We start from the raw sequence: 18,932 nt of genomic DNA on the forward strand, positions 1-18,932 counted from the left end.
TGTGACCTGCTCACTGCTGCGTTACCGCTTGGGTGATAAATGCCGCGAGGGTTGCTGGTTCTTGCGCACCGGCTATCCCTTGGTTGCCTATAACGAACGTGGGTACACTCTGAATACCTCGTTGCATCCAAATGGCTTCTTCTTCGCGCACTGCTTGTGCGTATTTACCGTTTTGAAGTACCTCTTCAACTTCTGATGCATCAAGACCTACAGCGTTAGCAATATCGACCAACACATTTTGATCATTCACATCTTTACCATCAGTGAAATACGCTTTAAACAAGCTCAGTTTCACCTCTTCTTCAAGGCCCTTTTTTGCCGCCACATGAATAAGCTGATGAGCTTTAAACGTGTTTTGCATACGCGAATCGTCAGTAAAGTTGAACACAAACCCCAACGCCTCACCCGCTTCAACAAGACGAGCTCGGTTCTCAGCGCTTTGCTGTTCGCTAATGCCATACTTTTCCATTATATGTTCGCGAAGATTTTGCCCTTGTTCTGGCATATTGGGGTTCAGCTCGAACGGGTGAAACTTGATATCCACCTCAATGTTATCGAGAGTTTTTATTGCTTCTTGTAATCGCTGATACCCAACAATGCACCATGGACACACAACGTCAGATACCATGTTTACCGTTACTTTTTGCATAACAACTCCCCTTTTAGAACCCGCTTATCCGTGTTCTCTTTGTGTTCACTGACTAAAGCCACTGTAGATGAGGTTACAAAAAGAAACTTCAACCCTATATTCAATAAATATACGTATAGGAAAGCTAAGATGATCGAAATCGCGTTAGCGCTGATCGCGCCCAAATATCATAGCCTTTGGAAGATGGATGAAAGCCATCCTCTGCCATCAAGCCGCTTTGTTTTACGTCCTTTGCAGTTCCTCCTAGCTTTAATGCACGAACGTAAAGCATTTCAGAACTCGGGCTGCTGGCAATACGCGCTGCCATCGCTTTATTTAGCAAAAACGCTCTAAAGCCGAGTAAGCCTCTTAAGGGTTGAGGTAAAGCAGGAAATGCGTGTATTGGTGGCAATGCGGTAAACAAAATATTTTGGCAGCCAAACTTTTGGCTTAAAAGAGACTCAATTGCTGAGATATTACGTTGCCAGCGTCTTAGCGAGACAAATTTCGTGACATCATTAACGCCAATGGAAATGAGCGTTGTCGAAAAGTGTTGCTTTGGCAATTGTTGTAAAAGGTTAAGCACGTCTTCGCTCTTATAGCCTGTTTTAGCGTGTAACAAAACACGGGTTGGACCGCGTTGTGAAAGGCTTGAGTAAATCAGCCCAGCTAACGCTCCTTCTTGCGTTGCCGCCCCTACACCTGCTGCGGCCGAATCCCCAATGACTAATATGTTAATTTTCGGCACTGTTTTGCCACCTGTTGAGGAAAGCACCCTGTCTCCGCTAGGCTCAGGCAACACCGCGGTTATCCTTCTTACCCATAACGCTTGTAAGAAAACGATTGGAAGCAAAAGAATAATTGCCGCGTTTAACCATAAAACTTTGAAATAGATCAAATTCGTCCTTCACCCAATACGATATACTCAACGTGTTTCACTTAATAAGCGCTAAGCCACCTCATTAGGGTATAAAAAAATGAACACCAATGCTGTAAAGCAAAGCCACGATGCATCTACCGTAAAAAAATATGCCCAACACGCCCCGCGCTACACATCTTACCCTACTGCACTTAAATTCGAACCGCTAGAAGAAGATATATACCCACAAGCACTGGCTGTATCCAAAGCACCAGCCGTGAGTTTGTACGTGCATATCCCTTTTTGTAAAACGCTTTGTTATTACTGCGGGTGCAACAAATTGGTAACTCGCCATAATGAAAAAGCCGACGACTATTTAGATTACATAGAGAAAGAAATGTTGTCTAAGCGTTATTTGGCAAAGGGCAAGCGCGTGGTTTCGCTGCACTTAGGGGGTGGTTCGCCCAGTTTTCTGAGCGAAGTACAGCACACATTTTTGATGTATCTTTTGAAGAAACATTTTACGTTTGAACTGGGAGCAGAATTGTCTATTGAATTAGACCCTAGGAACGTGAATAAAGCCTATTTGAAATGTCTTAAACGCTTAGGCTACACTCGCATAAGCTTTGGCCTTCAAGACACCGACTACAATGTGCAGAAAATCATTAACAGAGTACAGAGCACGTCACACATCGCTGATTTGGTGTTTGAAGCCCGCACGCTAGGCTTCGATTCAGTAAACTTAGATCTCATTTACGGTCTGCCGAACCAAACCCTAGAAACGTTTAAATCGACTATAGCTGCAACGAAAGCCATGATGCCCGATCGTATCTCACTTTTTAGTTACGCTCATTTACCTGAACGATTCGCGGCGCAGCGAAAGTTTGCAGAAGAAACACTGCCTACCAGCGAAGAAAAAGCGGCGCTTTATACCCTTGCGGTAAATAGCTTTACTGGCGTGGGATATGAGATGATTGGCCTTGATCATTTTGCATTAAGCAATGACGCGTTAGCCATTGCCAAAAACAAAGGTGAGCTTCACCGAAATTTTCAAGGCTATACGCTGCGGGGGGATACTGACTTAATTGGGGTCGGCGTATCGGCAATCAGTACAATTGGTAATGCCTTCGCACAAAATGCGAAAGATCTAAAAGAGTACTATCAACGATTAGACAACCATTTGCCTTCAGCCAAAGTTGGGCTTTCACTAACACAAGACGACCTTATTCGCCGAGACGTAATATCAAGTTTGATGTGCAACTTGTTCGTAGACAAACAGCAGATTTCAAATGAGCATCACATCATCTTTGATGAGTATTTTTCACAATCGTTGGAAAACTTAGCGGGGCTACGTGAAGATGGCCTTGTTGAAATTACACCTGAATACATTCGCGTTCCAGAATCAGCCCGCATTTATATACGTGCTATTTGTGCTCGCTTCGATGCGTACTTCAATGTAAGTGAAACATTAGCCAGCTACTCTAAAGCAATTTAAATCGAGCTATCACCTGCATACCCGTTTTAAGGTTAAGGCGCGTTAGAGAAATATGGCTAATACTGGCATATAGGGTTTGGTTGCTGTCTATAACAGTGAGCGTTAGCAGTACCTTTGCACTATGAGCCTTGCTTTGGCGGCGTTGAACCGTTTCAGGCCCCTCCCCTGCAGGGCTTTGCGGCGTTGGCATGGGTTCAACGCTGGATATAACGCAGGGCAGCGCATTTAAAATGCTAATTGTGCTGGCATTACCAAAATCAGTAATGTTGGTATCGATACTGACATCACAGGCCTTAACCGCGAATCGGACAGATAGCTGTTCACTGCCATGTTGGGGTAAATACGATACAGATTCCTCACTAACATAAATCTCGTGCCCCGCTACTAATACTCGCACGATTCCGTTGTCAGCTTGACTATTGTCATGGCGCAAAATTGCAGTGCCGTATTGACCTTCTTGGCTGACGCTGCTGCTATTGTGATTGCTATCGGCGTTTTGATTCTGGTTATTACCGTCGACTTTGCGTTGCGTGACTACCGACTCTCCTTCAAGCACGCTAGACGGTGTTGTAAAACTTTCTCGTTCGAACATTCGAGCCAGCACATCCCGCGTTTGGCCACAGAGTTCCGCACGGCCGCGATCAATATAAATCAACTCATCGCTGAACAGGGCAAGATCGTCTAAGTCGTGAGAAATTACAAAGCAGATAAGCTGGCCCGACCCACATAAACGTTTCAAAAACTGATAAATCTTACGACGGGTAAAGACATCGATGGCGCTTAACGATTCATCGAGTAACAGCACATCTGGCCCATTGACCAGCGCCCGCGCAATCGCGACTCTCTGCGCTTCACCACCAGATAGTGCATGAATCGGCTTATCGATTAAATGTTCGCAATAGCAAGCGCGCAAACACACATCGATAGGCATTGCATTGGGGCTTGCGTGACGCTGCGCTAAGGCTAAATTACCCCGAACATCGGTATGAGGAAACAACATAGGCTGCTGAAACACGATGCCGACTTTTTGAGACGCCCATGGTGTCCCGACCTTTGCGCTTTTTTCCACGCCAGCCAGTGCCCGAAACAAACTGCTTTTGCCCGCACCTGATGGACCGGTAACGCCGGTAAAATGGCTTTCCGGTTGCAGTGTGATTTGTGCATCAATGCGATTTGGTAAATGCGCTGATATTCTCATGTTAACGCCCTTCTCCACTACGAGTCGTGCCATTAAAGCGATACAGTGCAGCGAGCATTAGGAATGAAAATACCAAAAGGGCAATAGAGAGGTTATGAGCGCTGTCGTATTCCAACGCCTCTACCTGTTCATAGAGCGCTATAGATAGTACTTGGGTTTCCCCAGGAATGTTACCGCCTATCATTAGCACCACGCCAAACTCACCAATGGTATGGGCAAAGCTTAAGCCTAACGCCACGACAATGGGCGCTTTGCTTAAAGGCAGCACTATTTTCATGAAAGCCTCGGTAGCCGAAAACCCCAGCGTTTTTGCCACATCTAAATAACGATTGTCTAATTGTGAAAAGCCGCTGTACAAAGGCTGTAAAGCAAATGGAAGTGAGTAGATTACTGAGCCCAATACCAAACCTTCAAAGCTAAATGCTAAATTGCTGCCCGTTAGGCTTTGCCATCCCTGCCCTAGCGCACTTTGCGGCGAAAACGCAACAAGCAGATAAAACCCAAGTACCGTAGGTGGTAGTACCAACGGCAACGCGAGTACCGACATAATAAAAGGCTTGGCTTTGCTCTGCCAATTCGCTAAAAACCACGCTAGCGGCAATGCAATGAACAACAGCACACCGCTGGTGATAAACGCCAGTTTTAAAGTAAGTAATATGGCTTCAAGGGTCGACTCTCCAAAGAATTCATTTAGCATATCTATTGACCAACACCAATTGTATTCACTGGCTCATAACCCCATTCAATAAAGCTGTGCTGAACCCCTTGCGACATCAAATATTGCACAAAAAGGCTAGCAGATGACACGCCATTAGCGTCACTTAAATTGAACTGCTTAGTAGCTTCTTGTTTGTGTTTGTTACCAAGCTCTTCTAAAGCCTGTGGTTCACTAGTCGCCAGCACATCGAACAGATTCGGCGTGAGCGCTGCTGCTGTTTTACTGTTAACCACTAACGACTGAATGATGGGTTGGTACAAGATTTCTGGTACGGGACTAATAACCGTCGTGGAGGCGACATTATTTACATCAACGGTACTCGCAAAATTAGAAGGTAAGTCGAGGGCGAGCGAATACGCGACAAAGGCTCCTTTAACACTACCCGTGGTATAAAACTGAAGGGTTTGTAGGACGTTCTTGCCCATTACTCTGTGCGGTAAAAACGGTTGCCAAAGGGACAAATTCTGCAATGTTTGCTGTGCAGCAATGCCATAGGGCGCAAGTTTTGGATTAGCAATAGCCAACTTGTTTTGTGGATTTTCGATCAACTGAATAAGCTGCTTAGACAAGCAGTCAGTACGCTGTACATTTCGTTGTTCTTTTGTCTCTCCAGCAGCATGCTCACAGCTTTGTGCATCAGACAAGTCGCCAGAATAAACAAACGCGAGCTTGCCTTTCGCGTAATCCACCACATTGTTTTTGTGTACTAGGTTATTCTCCGCCAACGCTTGTGGCCTAGCGCGATCTGCCGATAAAAACACATCGAACGTCGCACCATGTTGAATTTGCGCATACAAGGTACCGCTAGAAGACACGGTTACCGCTACATCTATGCCTGTGAGCAGGGTAAACTGCTCGGCTATGTTTCTAAGCGGTTTTGCAAAGTTTGCTGCAACAGCCACGTTGATTTTTTCGTCCCGCTTAAACGCGTGAGGATGGCTCTGCTCATTGGCATTACTACCGCTGCTTTCACTTACAGGCGCATCCGCTGCCCCAAAACCACTCGCCTGCGCTGCACAGCTCGTAAAAACCATGGCTCCTGTAAGCAAACTAAGGCTCGTCAAAAGGAACATAACAGACTTGAAAAAGCTTGCATGTCCCGTTGCTAAAGAAAAAGCCATTACTTTTTATGCATCCACTTGAGTGCAGCTTTATCGTCAGACGCTTTTGCCGCAACCCATTCAGATATATCGCCCTTGAACTCTTTCTTCCATAGAGGAACAGACTGTTTAAGCATATCCATTAAATAGCTCGCAGCATCAAACGCCGCTTGGCGATGGGGGGCCGCAGCACCTACCCATACAATTTGCTCATTATTATATATACGCCCTACCCTGTGCAGCGCGCCAGCACCGTTAAGTGAAAAACGATCAATAGCTTGTTCAACCAGCAGCATTAACGCTTTTTCAGTCATGCCCGGGTAGTGCTCTAGCTCAATACCGTCTATATCACCAGCGCTATTAAAATCTCGCACCAGTCCAGTAAAAGTAACAATAGCGCCGGTGTTGCCGCAGGCCTTCTCGTCTGCCGACTGTTTTAGCCTAGCGTACAACTCGCCTTGGTCAAAATCTTCAACTTGAACTAGCGCGAACATAGCTATCCCCCAGTCACAGGAGGAAAGAGCGCAAGTTCGTCACCATCGCTAAGTACAGTTTCAGTATCACAAAGTTCTTGGTTACGGGCAGTCAGCACACTGCCCTCTAATGCTAACGCCCATTTGTCGCTACGAGTTTTAAGCCGCGATAACACGGTTTCAATGGTGCTGTTGTCGCTTAGATTAAGCGTGATATTGTCTTCGCCCGTAATCTCTCGGGTTTGCGCAAATGTTTTAAGCGTTATCTGCATGTTCTGCCTTTTTTTATAAATTCTTAACGACGCATTGTTCGCGTATGCTGACTGGTTTGTCTTAATTTTCTGAAAGACGTTAATTCTAAAACACCTTTTCTATTGAGCGCGCGAACACGTTATGCAAGTTACTTTTAAAGTGCGCCTTTCTTCTTGCCCACTAGTTAGCAGACTGCCAATGGCCAGTTTTCCCGCCCTTTTTCTCCAGTACCCTCACCCCTTCCATATGCATGCCAGGGTCGATGGCTTTGCACATATCAAACAAGGTTAACAACGCTACATTTACCCCCGTGAGTGCTTCCATTTCAACGCCGGTTTTACCGCTTAGCTTGCAAAAGCAGGTGGCTTTAATACGGTTTTGATCGGCTTGAATATCAAAATCGATATCCACCTTAGACAGTGCCAATGGGTGACAAAGAGGAATAAGATCGGCGCAGCGTTTTGCCCCTTGAATACCCGCCACTCGGGCAACCGCAAAAACATCCCCTTTGGCAATTTTCGCTTCAGAGATTTGGCGAATTACCTCTTCGCTTACATACAAAAAACCCTCCGCGGTGGCTTCGCGTTTAGTAACGTCCTTGTCGCTAACGTCTACCATGTTGGCTTCACCGCCAGCGTTTAAATGACTAAACGTACTCATGCTTCTACCAGGTGCTTCACGAAATTACACGGTCTAAAGTCAGCATCAAGCTGGCTAGAAATGATTTTTTCCCACGCCGTACGACACGCGCCGGTTGAGCCTGGCAAGCAGAAAATGACAGTATTGTTTGCAAAGCCGGCTACAGCACGAGACTGAATAGTGGAGGTACCAATTTCTTCATAGCTAATTTGGCGGAATAGCTCACCAAAACCGTCGACTTCTTTGTCGAACAACACGCTGATGGCTTCTGGCGTTGAGTCGCGGTGGGTAAAGCCTGTACCGCCGGTAATCAATACCGCGTGAATGTTTTTATCAGCAATCCACTTCGACACGACAGCGCGCTGCTGATAAATATCGTCTTTCACCAAATCGCGGTCGTAAAGGTTATGGCCAACCGAGTTCAGTGCCTCTTTCAAGTAGTCTCCCGACTTGTCGTTTTCGAGGGTGCGCGTATCGGAAATAGTGAGTACGGCAATATTAAGGGGTTGGCTGACAGCTGACATATAAAATCCTAATTTGATATGCGACATTTTGGCGGTTTTTGATAAAGTACCAGCCAAAATACTATTTGGTAATCACTTTATAAGGGTGCATGCCATGAATTCAACAACTAAGTTGGCATAAACTATGTTTAAAAGCCTAACTAATCAGCAGGCTATGCGCTATAACCGCCAAATAGTGCTTCCTAAAGTAGACCTGAACGGCCAAGAAGCGCTGTTAAACGCTCATATTTGTGTTATTGGCGTTGGCGGGCTGGGCACAGCCGCTGCGACTAGCCTTTGCGCAAGCGGCGTGGGCTCGCTTACGCTTATCGACCACGACACGGTTGAAGCCACCAACCTTCCAAGGCAAACCTTGTTTAGCGAGCAAGATGTCGGCGTAAATAAAGTAGAAGCTGCAAAAGCACGACTTCACGCAATAAATAGCGACTGTGACATTACCGCAATAGCAGAACCGTTTTCAGCGCCTAACGCAGCTAAGCTATCCCCAACGTTAAAACAGGCTCTAGAAGGTGCCGACGTGGTGTTAGATTGCACCGACAATACGGACTCGCGAGATTTAATCAACGTATTGTGTTTTAAATTAAATACTCCGCTGGTATCGGGCGCTGCTATTCGCTTTGAAGGTCAACTGTTTGTGGCAATACCCGGTGAAAGCCGTTGCTATGCATGCTTACGCAAGCTGTTCGAATCTCCTGACTTAAGCTGCGTTGAGGCAGGTATATTTTCGCCTGTGGTAAATATTGTTGGTACTTACCAAGCAATGCTAGCTATGCAAGTATTGATGGATTTCGATAACATTCCTAAAAACACGTTAATGACGTTTGATGCTCTGTCGCACGAGTGGCGAAGCTGGAAGCTACCTACAAGCATGGGTTGTGAGCTATGCGCTTGCTAAGATTATGCACTTTCGTAGCATGAACGCTAAAAACTGCACTTATAAAACAGCGTACTAAAAACAAAATGACAAACGTCAAACAAAACAGACAGAAAATAGGTTGATTTACATGACAACCCAAGTAGTAAAAAAACACATGGTAGTGGCGCAAAACGCGTCGGGCCGTAACATGAACGTTCCAATTTATCGCATGAAGGGCGCGCGCCCTGGCCCTACCGTGTACATTCAAAGCTCTATTCACGGTGCTGAAGTGCAAGGTAATGTGGTTATTTACCACCTCATTCAGCGCCTTAAAGACATGGATATATGCGGCGAAATTATCTTAGTGCCCAACTGTAATCCCATTGGTACCAACATTAAAGCTGGTGAATACACGTTAGGCCGTTTCGACCCTGTAAACGGCACAAACTGGAACCGGGGTTACTTCTTCGACAAAGGTGCAGTAGAACATTTTGCCAAAACCGTCACTCGCGAAGAGTCAATTGAAGGCATAAAACAACGTTTTCGCGCGCACTTGTCTAACGCTATCGACAACAAACTGGCTGAACCTTGGGGGCTGGGCCTAGCGCAGCAGTTAAACTTAAAGCTTCAGCAAATGGCCGTAAACGCCGATTTTGTATTAGATCTTCATAACGGCCCGGTATCTACCCGCCACGTTTACATTCCAGAATATGCCAAAGATAGCGCCAAGTTGTTTAATATTCCCCACTGTATTTTTATTCCTAATGTATTTGCAGGCGCACTAGACGAAGCGACCTTTTGCCCGTGGTGGACACTGCAGGAAAGTATCAAGAACAATTTAGAGCGTGAAATTAGCTTTAACGTTGAAGCCTTTACCCTGGAAATGGGTAGCCAAGAAGTGATAGATTTTAACGAAGGTAATATAGACGCCACCAGTATTCTTAGCTACCTAAACGCGAAAGGTGTATTACACGAATGTGATATTAAACCCAAAGAGATGCAGCGTTTAGGCGTGTATTTAAAAGACTATAAAACCCTGTTCACTAACTGGGGCGGCATGGTGGAGTACATAGCGAAACCAGGCCAAACCGTTAAAAAAGGCGAACCACTGGCGCAAATTTTAAATATTGACGACCTAGATACCGACAACGGCAGCAGGACGCTAGAAGCCCCTTGCGATTTGATCCCTATTCTGCACTTCCCTTCCGCTTCAGTGTTAAGCGGAACGCAGCTTTACAAGGTATTTACTAATTATAAGAAGTTGTAGTGTTGTGTGTGCAGATAGATAAAGCATGTAGAAAAGTCTCAAGTACGCTATTGGTTTATTCTCTGTGCTTCGTCCCGCCGTTCAATACCGCAAGTCGTTATTGCCGTCCCCATCCCTTTCCACCCATTTCTACCAACCGAGACGTGGCTCGTCGAAAGGAAAAGGCGAGATCATTGGCAGACGAAAATTGTGCCAGTGACACGCCAATTCGACCCGTCGCCGACCACTCATAATATTTCCCCTCTTTGGTGCGGATCATGGTGGTCGCAAAGGAACTCGAGTTTCCTCCCTTGTCATTGACAATCAATTCGCCATCGCCGTCACTGCTTTCGACTTGCGCTTCAAAATCAACAAACAATTCGTCGAGCGGGACTTGTGCCGCCAGCACCAAGCGGGTGCGAGACTCATAACACGCGTCAATAAGGGTCACAAATCGTCGTGCTTCGTTGAGGTGATTGGAGTCCAGTTGCGGGACGCGTTCCATGATGATGACCGGAAATCTCCGGCAGAGGGAAATATAATCGGCCGCCCCGAGCGGTTGGTTGCACAACTCGGAAAAGTCAAACCAGGCGCATCGGTCATTAAATCGGGCGACCTGGACGGTGCGACCAAAGAGGACGGAAATGCTCTCGGCCTCAGCTGTGTATGCAGTGCCGCCAAATATTTCTTCCAATTGCGCCTGTATGTTGTTGTAAATATTATTATCGCCATGAATATCCTTGTTTGACCAAAAATAGGATTGGCCATCCGCCCGACTCTCGAGTCGATAATCCTTCTGGGAATCCTCCATGGAAAAAATGTCAAACGTGTGTTTTAACATGTCTATGAATGGCAAAAAGAGGGAGCGGTTAATGCCTCCCTCATACAAGGCATCGGGGGCGCGATTCGAGGTGGCCACCACCACGACATTCCAATCCGATAAAAATAAAAAAAGTCGTTTCAAAATCATGGCATCAGCAACGTCTGTCACTTGAAATTCATCGAAGCAAAGGAGTTGGGCTTCTTGCGCCAATTGTTGCGCAATGATGGGGATCGCATCACCTCGTGGGTGCTCCTGTTTGTAGACAAAGATTCGATGATGGACGTCTAGCATAAATTCATGAAAGTGGACGCGGCGTTTGGAAATTTTTGCGTGGCTGTGGCTGTCACTATTACAGCAAGAATCATCATTAGGAACATTAACCAAGGCGTAAAAGAGATCCATTAGAAAGCTTTTGCCGACCCCGACTGGCCCATGAATGTAAATACCTCGCGGTGGTGGACCAAAAGACCACAAATAAAACTTCTTTCGAAGAAAGGACTGGGTGGATGCTAGGGATCGCGCCAGTAACAGCGGACCGCTGCTTGTGGTGCTGCCCTCTTTCTGATGGTCGGTGCGCATGGGTACTGGTGGGAGCGAAGCAAGAGACTCGTGCAGGGCATCGAGTTTTGCCGCCAGAGCGACTTGAGCGTCATCTCGTCGCACCTCTCCCGCATCCACCTTGCGTTCATACGCCGCTGTCACGGGGCCTGTCCGGAGGCACCGCCGAGCGACGCGATGTTGTACTACCATATTCTTCATCACCGTCTTCATCATGGCCTCATGCGTCTATTAACTAGAAAGTATGTACGCTGGATTTCTGCATGAGTATCAATGGATATCGATATACACCCACTTCTATTTTTAACAACAGCTTTGCTCTCACCCGTCGATATTCGAGTCGGCAATTTGTTTAGTGCAATGGGGCAACGCAGAAGCTTTAGGATAGAGGTGAAATAATGCGTTATTTTTCATTAACTTAAAGTACATGACGCCTCATATTTTGATTTCCTCGGCAGCCTCGCTGCATTGTGCCCCCTTCCAGGCTGAGCCTTAAAGGGTTCAGGTGACCGGCCATTGCGTGTTCCCCCCAAATGCTCATGTACGTGCAGAATTGACTGTCTCACGAGAGGGCAAGAATAGTCCTCGATTGTTAGAACATCTGAAAGATTTAGATATGCCTTATCAGGCGCGAAGTGTGTCATGGGCACAAAGTTTAAAAAGTGTAATCCATTTAGACACTCGTACAACAAACATTAAATACAGCCAACACAGCGGGTAGTGCATAGTTTTTATATTTTTATATATTCAAGCGTACTTGAATCTGAATAATGCCGTAAAAAAGTAGGAGTTTGATCTTTTAGAGTCATAAACTAAGCTAAAGTACATCAAAAGTTAAACTCACTTTCATCAGTTAGATCTAGGGAAAGCATTTGTATGAAAAAATTTACTCTCTTAGTTTTTGTTCTTCCTTTTCTAGTTCTGAATGCGTCTTCTTATGCGGAGTCACACCAGATTGGCTCGTTAGACGAAAAACTTAAATCGCTGATACCCGCGAATGAGGCGGGCTGTTCGATAGGTGTTTTTGAAAATGGAAATGCATTAATTAAAGACGGTTACGGTTTGGCAAACGTTGAACTAAATGTTGCTATGTCTAATGATAATGTGCATCGCATGGCATCAGTTTCTAAACAATTCGTAGCAATGGCGGTTCGTTTATTGGCCGATCAAGGCGCAATAAAATTAGAGAACGGCATCTCTGACTACGTTGAAAATTTACCTGATTACGGTATCAAGGTTTCAATAAATAGTATTATTGGGCATACGGGAGGGATGGGCGATTATGATTTAATTTCGACATATGGCTACCCTGAAGATTTTAAAGCAAAGGAAGGAGCTCTTAATTTGAAAGCAATTTCCGGTCATCCAATGCGAATCGGCAATGAAGATTATTTAAGCGTATCAGAATTCCATGAAGTAGTTAAAAAGCTTCCCTTAGTAGTCGAACCTGACACTGAGTGGCGTTACAGCAATATGGGTTACATTATGTTAGCCATTCTCGTTGAGGAAGTAAGCGGATTAACACTTCGGGAATATACCGATAAATATGTATTCAAACCACTTGGTATGGATAACACGTTTTTTGCAGACGATGCGGTAGAGTTGATTAAAAATAGAGCTTACGGATATTCCAAGGATGTGGACGGTAACTATGTAAACGATATGACAAACTTATTCGTCGTAGGAGATGGGGGGCTACATACAACCATTAATGATATGCAAAAGTGGGATGCGCAGTTTTATACACCTAAACTAGGTAAGAATCCGGAAACTTTTATGGAAGAGTTCATGCTACCAAATAGTTCTCTTCCCGTTAATCCAGATAGTGGGGCTGACATATTTTACGCAAATGGCCAGGGCATTTCTAAGAGTGAAAATGGTCTTTTGGTATCTCACTCTGGGGGATGGTTAGGGGCAAGTATCATGTATCGTCGCTACCCTGACAATCAATTTATGAATTTAGTAATGTGCAGTAATACATCAATTAATGCTACGAATATTGCTGATGAGATAGATAAGTGGTATTTCAATAAATAGAGACCTACCTAAATTATTTTGTTATACGTGAAGTTTTGAGATTTAACTCTTCTATATGCTGAGAAGGTCAACATTACCGTCAATAGGCAAACGATCATTAACATGTCGCAATAGATACTTCATAAAACCTTAATACTGGTATATAAACTAAAAATCGAAAAATGTACTGTGCGAAAGATTGCGAATTTTCAGAAACCTGCTCGAATGCAGACGGCTCAGAAAAAATAGGTCAAACAAACTTAGCTGCCATTGGTTTTTAGCCCGTTTAGTTTAAGAAGATAGCTAAACCACTCAAACGTAATTAAATAGTAACGACGTTAATCTAACAGAAAGCGCCTAAGATCTGCTTCTTGCCGCATCACATGCAAAATAAAGGCTTTGCTGTCCTCGAATTTACAAAAAATTCGACAGGGCTTCACATAAAGCTCGCGGTAATTTAGAGATGGTAATTCAGAAACTGACTTTCCTGATTTAGGATATTCCTCAGGCATATCTACTTTGGCGAAGGCTTCTTTAACCAGTTTCTTTGCCGCAACCAAATTAGATACCGCTATGTATTCAGCAATCTTGTCTAAGTCATTTAGAGCGGGCTCTGTCCATATTATTTCAGCCATTTATCCATTTTCTCTTTGGCCTGCAGGTTAGTTAAAACGTCATCATTTCTTATTGCCTGCTCACCTTTTGCAATACCTTCCAATATCGACATGCGCTTTTGCATCATCTCATAATCATCAACATCAACTAAGTAAGCCGATTGCTGACCATGTTCAGTAATCAAAACAGGCTCTTTTGAAGTGTGCAGGTCTTGAAAAGTTTTTGTGGCTTGTCTCTTCAATGTAGTAACTAGTTCTACTTTGACGATGCAGGTTCCAGCTTTCAAATGTATCACTATAGTTTCACTTAATAATTACCACACAAGATTTCATTTGCTGAATGCAGATTTGAAAAGAATAACCACAACCTACGCCACTAAAATTAACCCAATCCCCAAACTCACCATGTTGATTGAATAAATCAAAACCATCCTCAGAAGTTTTAAGCTCTAGTTCCCATACCCAATTTTTTTCAATCAATTTTAGTTCATAGTGTTTTTACGGCGTGGTTAATTATTTACAAGCTCATACAGGTTACGTGCATGATGAAGTAGGTTCAGATTACCTGCTCTTTGGTACTAACAAATAAAAAGTCATCACTTAGGCTGAATAAAAAAGTAGCTCAATAATAACAGGACTGCGCCGTGCCGCAGTATTACTCTGCGGCACTAGCTACTCATCAAGATTGCACTACACTGCCCCTTTACTTACTCTTAAATAGGCGAACCTGGCGGTAATGGTTCTACTTCAAAGCTACTTGGCCACGTTTTGCTGGACCAGTAGGTATCGAACTGCTCTTTTAGTATCTCATACTGATTGTCGTCAGCTTCATCATCTAGCCACTCGCTAAATTCAAATAAAGCAAGTTCAGCTTCCATTCTCACTTCTGGCGCCAGCTTGTCGTTAGTGACCGCTTTCATCACGGCATTTAATGCAACTAACTGTAAGCGCTTTGCTAGCGGACTTTGCGATTTATTTTTATACCAGTGTACGCTAAGTATTTGCTTCACCAGCATTGAAACGCCCACTTTTTTGCGTCTATCTTTACTGCTTTTTACTTGCCATTCTAAGCGGTTCAAGCGCTCTGGGTGTAATAACAACTCAAATGCAAAGTTCGATGCTGAAGCAGCGGCTGAAACTGGGTCTAACATTAAGCCCATTTTTCCCTTAAAGTGCTCGCGGGTAATGTCGTCGCCGTAGGCAGTGGGTGGAATAAGCGCTAATACCGATTCTGGAATAGTAAGGTAACTGGCAGTGGTAGCGGTAATTAACTGCTGCATAGCGCGCTGCTGCAACGCAGGTGCTACAAATTGCTGGCCCTGCGCTTGGGTATAGTCACCTTTGCGTTCATATTCATACACTAAGCCGCCTACTTGTTTCGCCACGGCTTCTAGCTGATAGCGATGCAATAAGTAAATAGGCACTAAAGCATTTTCGAGCGACGACAAGCTGCTGTTTGGGCTTAACGTATCTAAACCTAAATTGGCTAACGCCAGTTCACGCACTTGTGAAATTTCATCGAAGGCATCTAGCGGGTTACTACCGTTTTCCCACATATGACCATTTGCTGATGCATGTCGGCTGCTGCGGGTATCTGGGTCTGACTTGAAGCTTAACCCTTCGTTGCGACCTTTTACGATAATCTTTGCCAAGGCTTCGGCTTCTTCTACGTTGCTGGCAAAGTCTTGATAGCCATACGCTACGGCGTGAATATCCCAAGCGCCAATGCCTTTATCATACGCGCCTTCGAGGCCAACTTTGCCGTTTTTAATACTAATTTTAGGGTGAGGATAATCCATCACCGATGCACGGTCGTTTTCACTTGCCGCAAAGTTATGCGCTATTCCTAACGTGTGGCCTACTTCGTGCGCCGACAACTGTCTAATGCGGTCTAGCGCCATTTCTTGCTGCACAGTGGTATCGGTGCTGCCGTCTTTAAACGGGCTAGTTAGGCCAAGGGCAATTAGGTAGTCTTGCCTAACGCGCAGCGAACCAAGAGTAACGTGACCTTTGATAATTTCCCCCGTACGCGGGTCGACAACCGACGAACCGTACGACCAGCCGCGCGTTGCGCGATGAACCCAGTTAATTACGTTGTAGCGCACGTCCATAGGGTCGGCACCTTCAGGCAGTACTTTTACCTGAAACGCGTCCTTGTATCCTGCAGCTTCATAGGCTTGGTTCCACCAGCTTGCCCCCTCTTTAAGCGCGGTCATTACCGGCTCTGGAATACCTGGGTCTAAGTAATACACAATAGGCTCTACCGCTTCGCTCATTACTGCATGAGGCGTTTTTTTGTGTAAACGATGGCGGGTAATAAAACGCTGCTCGGTAGGTTCACTAATAGGTGTTGAGTAATCAAAGTAGCTGAATTTCCAGTAACCTGAGTACGGATGATACTCCCGAGGCGTATAGTTGTCGTCTGGCAGTGCTACAAATGAGTGATGCAAGTGCACCGACAAGCTTTCTGGATCGGGGGTAACTTGCTGCACGTATTCGCCCGGCTTCTTTCCAGCAAAGGTGACTAAAGCCTCTAGTTCCGTGTTCTTTTCAAATCCCTTGGTTTTAGGCAAATACACGCCACTTCGCATTTTATCTACGCTGAAGCTACCTTGATTGGTGCGCGCCATACGGTTACCAATGCCGTGAATATCACTTAGTAAAAAAGGCGTGTAATCGATAAGGCTGGCGTTGTCGCTTTTAGCTACCAGCGTAAAACCTGCAATAATCGAATCAGCAAAGGCTTCATCAATGCTTTGCTTTTCAGCGTCGCTGCCGTGGGCCGCTCGATATTTGGTGTTATGCTGCTTTAACAAAACCTTGTTACCAAATTTTTCGAAGCTTACCAAGCGGGTATCGCCAAGCTGTCCGCGGTCGAGGCCAATGTCGTTCGAGCCTACACCATAGGGCAAGCTGCTTTGAAACAAATACTCCGCGTTACCTGTTGGCACCGCCAAGTAAACTTTGTCACTTTCATCGTCATAGTAAACAGGAATTAGACCGTCTTTTTTGGTCATATCGCTGGTGAATTCACCAATGCTTGGCAGCGCTGCCCAAGCTGAAGACGTAGACACGACAAACAATACCGTAATCGCAATGGCCGATTTGCCCGAAGCTTTTACTTGTCGCGCCGCTCTATGAAAAATGTTCAATTGCAGCATGCAGTTAGTCCTTATTATTGTGAATTTCTAGCCTACCCTATGTGGTAGCTTTTGCCCATGGTAATTCGTCGTTTTAGTGCTTTACTTTGTGTGGTCCATTATCTTGCTATCGGTTTTAGTAGATTCGGTCTCCGGGTGATTTTCTTGCTACTCATTCGAATTTCCATTAGTTGTTTGATCTCCATCAATTCCTTGCTTTATTAGGATTGAGGGCTTCATTGGGTACTTATAGAATCCGCCGCTTTGTTAAAAGCGTCTAGTAGCGGTTTTTATATATGAGTTCAAATACTTCTTCTTGTAGCAGTTCTTCAATTCAATGCGAAGATTCAGCTTTAAAACTTTCCGACCAAACGTTTAACGCACCAGAATTACTAGCTCCGGCAGGTAGCTTGCGCAATATGCGCTACGCTTTTTCCTATGGAGCAGACGCTGTTTATGCTGGTCAACCCCGCTACTCGCTGCGCGTAAGAAATAACGAATTTAGCCTCGAAAACTTAGCGATAGGTATAGAAGAAGCGCATGCTCTAGGGAAGAAGTTCTATGTGGTAAGCAATATCGCGCCCCACAACAGTAAGCTCGGTACCTACCTTAATGATATTGAGCCGGTCATTGCTATGAAACCTGATGCGCTAATCATGTCAGACCCTGGGCTTATTATGATGGTTCGCGATGCATTCCCCCACATGCCAATTCATTTGAGTGTTCAGGCTAATGCCGTGAACTATGCCACGGTTAGATTCTGGCAAAAGCAAGGCATTGAGCGCGTTATTTTGTCACGAGAGCTTTCTCTTGAAGAAATTGAAACAATCCGCGAGCAAGTGCCTGACATGGAGTTAGAAGTATTTGTTCATGGCGCGCTTTGCATGGCGTATTCCGGGCGCTGTTTGTTGTCAGGCTACATGAATAAGCGGGATCCTAACCAAGGCACTTGTACCAATGCTTGTCGCTGGTCTTATGATGTTAAGCCGGGAAGCGAAAACGAAACCGGTGATATCGTTTCAGCCACCGAAGTTGATAGAGCAGTTTCGACACCTCAAACGGTCATACCCACCCTTGGTGAAGGCGTGCCAAATACTCATGTGTTTATGTTAGAAGAAAAAGAAAAGCCCGGCGAATTGATGCCTGCCTTTGAAGACGAACATGGCACTTATATTATGAACTCGAAAGACTTGCGTGCCGTGCAGCATGTCGACCGCCTAGCCAAAATGGGCGTGCATAGCTTGAAAATAGAGGGCCGCACAAAATCACACTACTACTGCGCTCGAACAGCGCAAGTTTATCGCAAAGCCATTGACGACGCAGTAGCGGGTAAGCCCTTCGACAACTCGTTAATGGGGAGCTTGGAAACTTTGGCTCATCGAGGTTACACGGAGGGTTTCCTGCGTCGTCACGCGCACCAAACGTATCAGAACTACGAATACGGGCATTCTGTCAGCGATAAACAGCAATTTGTTGGTGAAGTGCTAGGCCGCTGCGACGAAACTGGTTTTGCGATTATAGATGTTAAAAACAAATTCTGTGTGGGGGACTCGCTAGAATTGATGACACCAAGCGGAAACATTACCTTTGCGCTGAATGAAATGCTAGATAAGAAAAACCTGTGTATCAGCGATGCCAAAGGTTCTGGGCACCAGGTTAGAATACCTCTACCTTGCGATGTGGATCTAGATTTTGCCCTACTGCTGCGAAACCTAGATGAAGGCGTTGATACCCGTAACCCGTTTCGAAAAACGGGGAGTGTCGTAAAAAACCAGAGCGTGAGCGAGGCATAA

18 protein-coding genes are annotated in these 18,932 nt (G+C 45.2%); 5 read left to right on the forward strand and 13 right to left on the reverse strand.

What is annotated here, in order from left to right:
- Nucleotides 1–10 precede the first annotated feature (10 nt).
- Together JC525_RS12215 and JC525_RS12220 are read right to left on the reverse strand one after the other, a co-directional pair.
- Nucleotides 11–649 carry a DsbA family oxidoreductase gene (locus tag JC525_RS12215; RefSeq protein ID WP_198816084.1) on the reverse strand — a complete coding sequence of 213 codons (639 nt, stop codon included), beginning with the start codon at nt 647–649 and terminating at the stop codon, nt 11–13.
- Between the two features lie 124 nt (nt 650–773).
- Entirely contained in the window at nt 774–1,526 is a 753-nt protein-coding gene (locus tag JC525_RS12220; protein WP_198816085.1) for an SGNH/GDSL hydrolase family protein, read from the reverse strand.
- A gap of 79 nt (nt 1,527–1,605) precedes the next feature.
- Here JC525_RS12220 and hemN point away from each other — a divergent pair, with 79 nt between their 5' ends.
- Nucleotides 1,606–2,982 (forward strand): oxygen-independent coproporphyrinogen III oxidase, encoded by a 1,377-nt coding sequence (hemN, locus tag JC525_RS12225; RefSeq protein WP_198816086.1) that lies wholly within the window; start codon nt 1,606–1,608, stop codon nt 2,980–2,982.
- Here hemN and JC525_RS12230 read toward each other — a convergent pair.
- The 7 genes from JC525_RS12230 to moaB all read right to left on the reverse strand — a co-directional run bounded on the left by JC525_RS12230 (nt 2,969) and on the right by moaB (nt 7,886).
- The gene (locus JC525_RS12230; protein WP_198816087.1) at nt 2,969–4,180 is read right to left on the reverse strand and encodes an ATP-binding cassette domain-containing protein; all 1,212 of its coding nucleotides are present in this window, start codon (nt 4,178–4,180) and stop codon (nt 2,969–2,971) included. The genes hemN and JC525_RS12230 overlap by 14 nt on opposite strands.
- Nucleotide 4,181: 1 nt before the next feature.
- Nucleotides 4,182–4,877 carry a molybdate ABC transporter permease subunit gene (gene modB, locus JC525_RS12235; protein ID WP_198816088.1) on the reverse strand — a complete coding sequence of 232 codons (696 nt, stop codon included), beginning with the start codon at nt 4,875–4,877 and terminating at the stop codon, nt 4,182–4,184.
- Nucleotides 4,878–4,879: 2 nt separating this feature from the next.
- Nucleotides 4,880–6,019, reverse strand: coding sequence for a molybdate ABC transporter substrate-binding protein (modA, locus tag JC525_RS12240; protein WP_198816089.1), 1,140 nt, complete (start codon nt 6,017–6,019; stop codon nt 4,880–4,882).
- Nucleotides 6,019–6,492, reverse strand: a complete 474-nt coding sequence (locus tag JC525_RS12245) for a molybdenum cofactor biosynthesis protein MoaE (protein WP_198816090.1) — start codon at nt 6,490–6,492, stop codon at nt 6,019–6,021. Before JC525_RS12245 ends, modA begins: the two co-directional genes overlap by 1 nt.
- A gap of 2 nt (nt 6,493–6,494) precedes the next feature.
- Nucleotides 6,495–6,743 (reverse strand): MoaD/ThiS family protein, encoded by a 249-nt coding sequence (locus tag JC525_RS12250; protein WP_198816091.1) that lies wholly within the window; start codon nt 6,741–6,743, stop codon nt 6,495–6,497.
- A 160-nt stretch (nt 6,744–6,903) separates the two neighbouring features.
- Nucleotides 6,904–7,383, reverse strand: a complete 480-nt coding sequence (gene moaC / locus JC525_RS12255; protein WP_198816092.1) for a cyclic pyranopterin monophosphate synthase MoaC — start codon at nt 7,381–7,383, stop codon at nt 6,904–6,906.
- On the reverse strand, nt 7,380–7,886 hold the full coding sequence (gene moaB, locus JC525_RS12260) for a molybdenum cofactor biosynthesis protein B (RefSeq protein WP_198816093.1): 507 nt from the start codon (nt 7,884–7,886) through the stop codon (nt 7,380–7,382). The genes moaC and moaB overlap by 4 nt, the downstream gene beginning before the upstream one ends.
- Before the next feature lie 124 nt (nt 7,887–8,010).
- On the opposite strand from moaB, the gene JC525_RS12265 reads away from it, so the two are divergent.
- Together JC525_RS12265 and JC525_RS12270 are read left to right on the forward strand one after the other, a co-directional pair.
- Nucleotides 8,011–8,781 carry a HesA/MoeB/ThiF family protein gene (locus tag JC525_RS12265; RefSeq protein ID WP_198816094.1) on the forward strand — a complete coding sequence of 257 codons (771 nt, stop codon included), beginning with the start codon at nt 8,011–8,013 and terminating at the stop codon, nt 8,779–8,781.
- Between the two features lie 109 nt (nt 8,782–8,890).
- Nucleotides 8,891–10,009, forward strand: coding sequence for a succinylglutamate desuccinylase/aspartoacylase domain-containing protein (locus JC525_RS12270; protein ID WP_198816095.1), 1,119 nt, complete (start codon nt 8,891–8,893; stop codon nt 10,007–10,009).
- A 97-nt stretch (nt 10,010–10,106) separates the two neighbouring features.
- On the opposite strand, the gene zapE is transcribed toward JC525_RS12270, so the two are convergent.
- On the reverse strand, nt 10,107–11,513 hold the full coding sequence (gene zapE / locus JC525_RS12275; protein WP_332874106.1) for a cell division protein ZapE: 1,407 nt from the start codon (nt 11,511–11,513) through the stop codon (nt 10,107–10,109).
- Between the two features lie 732 nt (nt 11,514–12,245).
- On the opposite strand from zapE, the gene JC525_RS12280 reads away from it, so the two are divergent.
- On the forward strand, nt 12,246–13,406 hold the full coding sequence (locus tag JC525_RS12280) for a serine hydrolase domain-containing protein (RefSeq protein WP_198816096.1): 1,161 nt from the start codon (nt 12,246–12,248) through the stop codon (nt 13,404–13,406).
- A 317-nt stretch (nt 13,407–13,723) separates the two neighbouring features.
- On the opposite strand, the gene JC525_RS12285 is transcribed toward JC525_RS12280, so the two are convergent.
- From JC525_RS12285 to JC525_RS12295, 3 genes are all read right to left on the reverse strand, one after another.
- Nucleotides 13,724–14,020, reverse strand: coding sequence for a type II toxin-antitoxin system RelE/ParE family toxin (locus JC525_RS12285; RefSeq protein ID WP_198816097.1), 297 nt, complete (start codon nt 14,018–14,020; stop codon nt 13,724–13,726).
- Nucleotides 14,008–14,268, reverse strand: coding sequence for a type II toxin-antitoxin system prevent-host-death family antitoxin (locus JC525_RS12290; protein ID WP_198816112.1), 261 nt, complete (start codon nt 14,266–14,268; stop codon nt 14,008–14,010). The genes JC525_RS12285 and JC525_RS12290 overlap by 13 nt, the downstream gene beginning before the upstream one ends.
- Nucleotides 14,269–14,712: 444 nt before the next feature.
- Nucleotides 14,713–17,160: a zinc-dependent metalloprotease gene (locus tag JC525_RS12295; RefSeq protein ID WP_198816098.1), complete on the reverse strand. Its 2,448-nt coding sequence runs from the start codon at nt 17,158–17,160 to the stop codon at nt 14,713–14,715.
- Nucleotides 17,161–17,435: 275 nt separating this feature from the next.
- On the opposite strand from JC525_RS12295, the gene trhP reads away from it, so the two are divergent.
- Entirely contained in the window at nt 17,436–18,932 is a 1,497-nt protein-coding gene (gene trhP, locus JC525_RS12300) for a prephenate-dependent tRNA uridine(34) hydroxylase TrhP (protein WP_198816099.1), read from the forward strand.

This window comes from Alteromonas sp. IB21 (assembly GCF_016405965.1).
GTDB lineage: Bacteria > Pseudomonadota > Gammaproteobacteria > Enterobacterales > Alteromonadaceae > Alteromonas.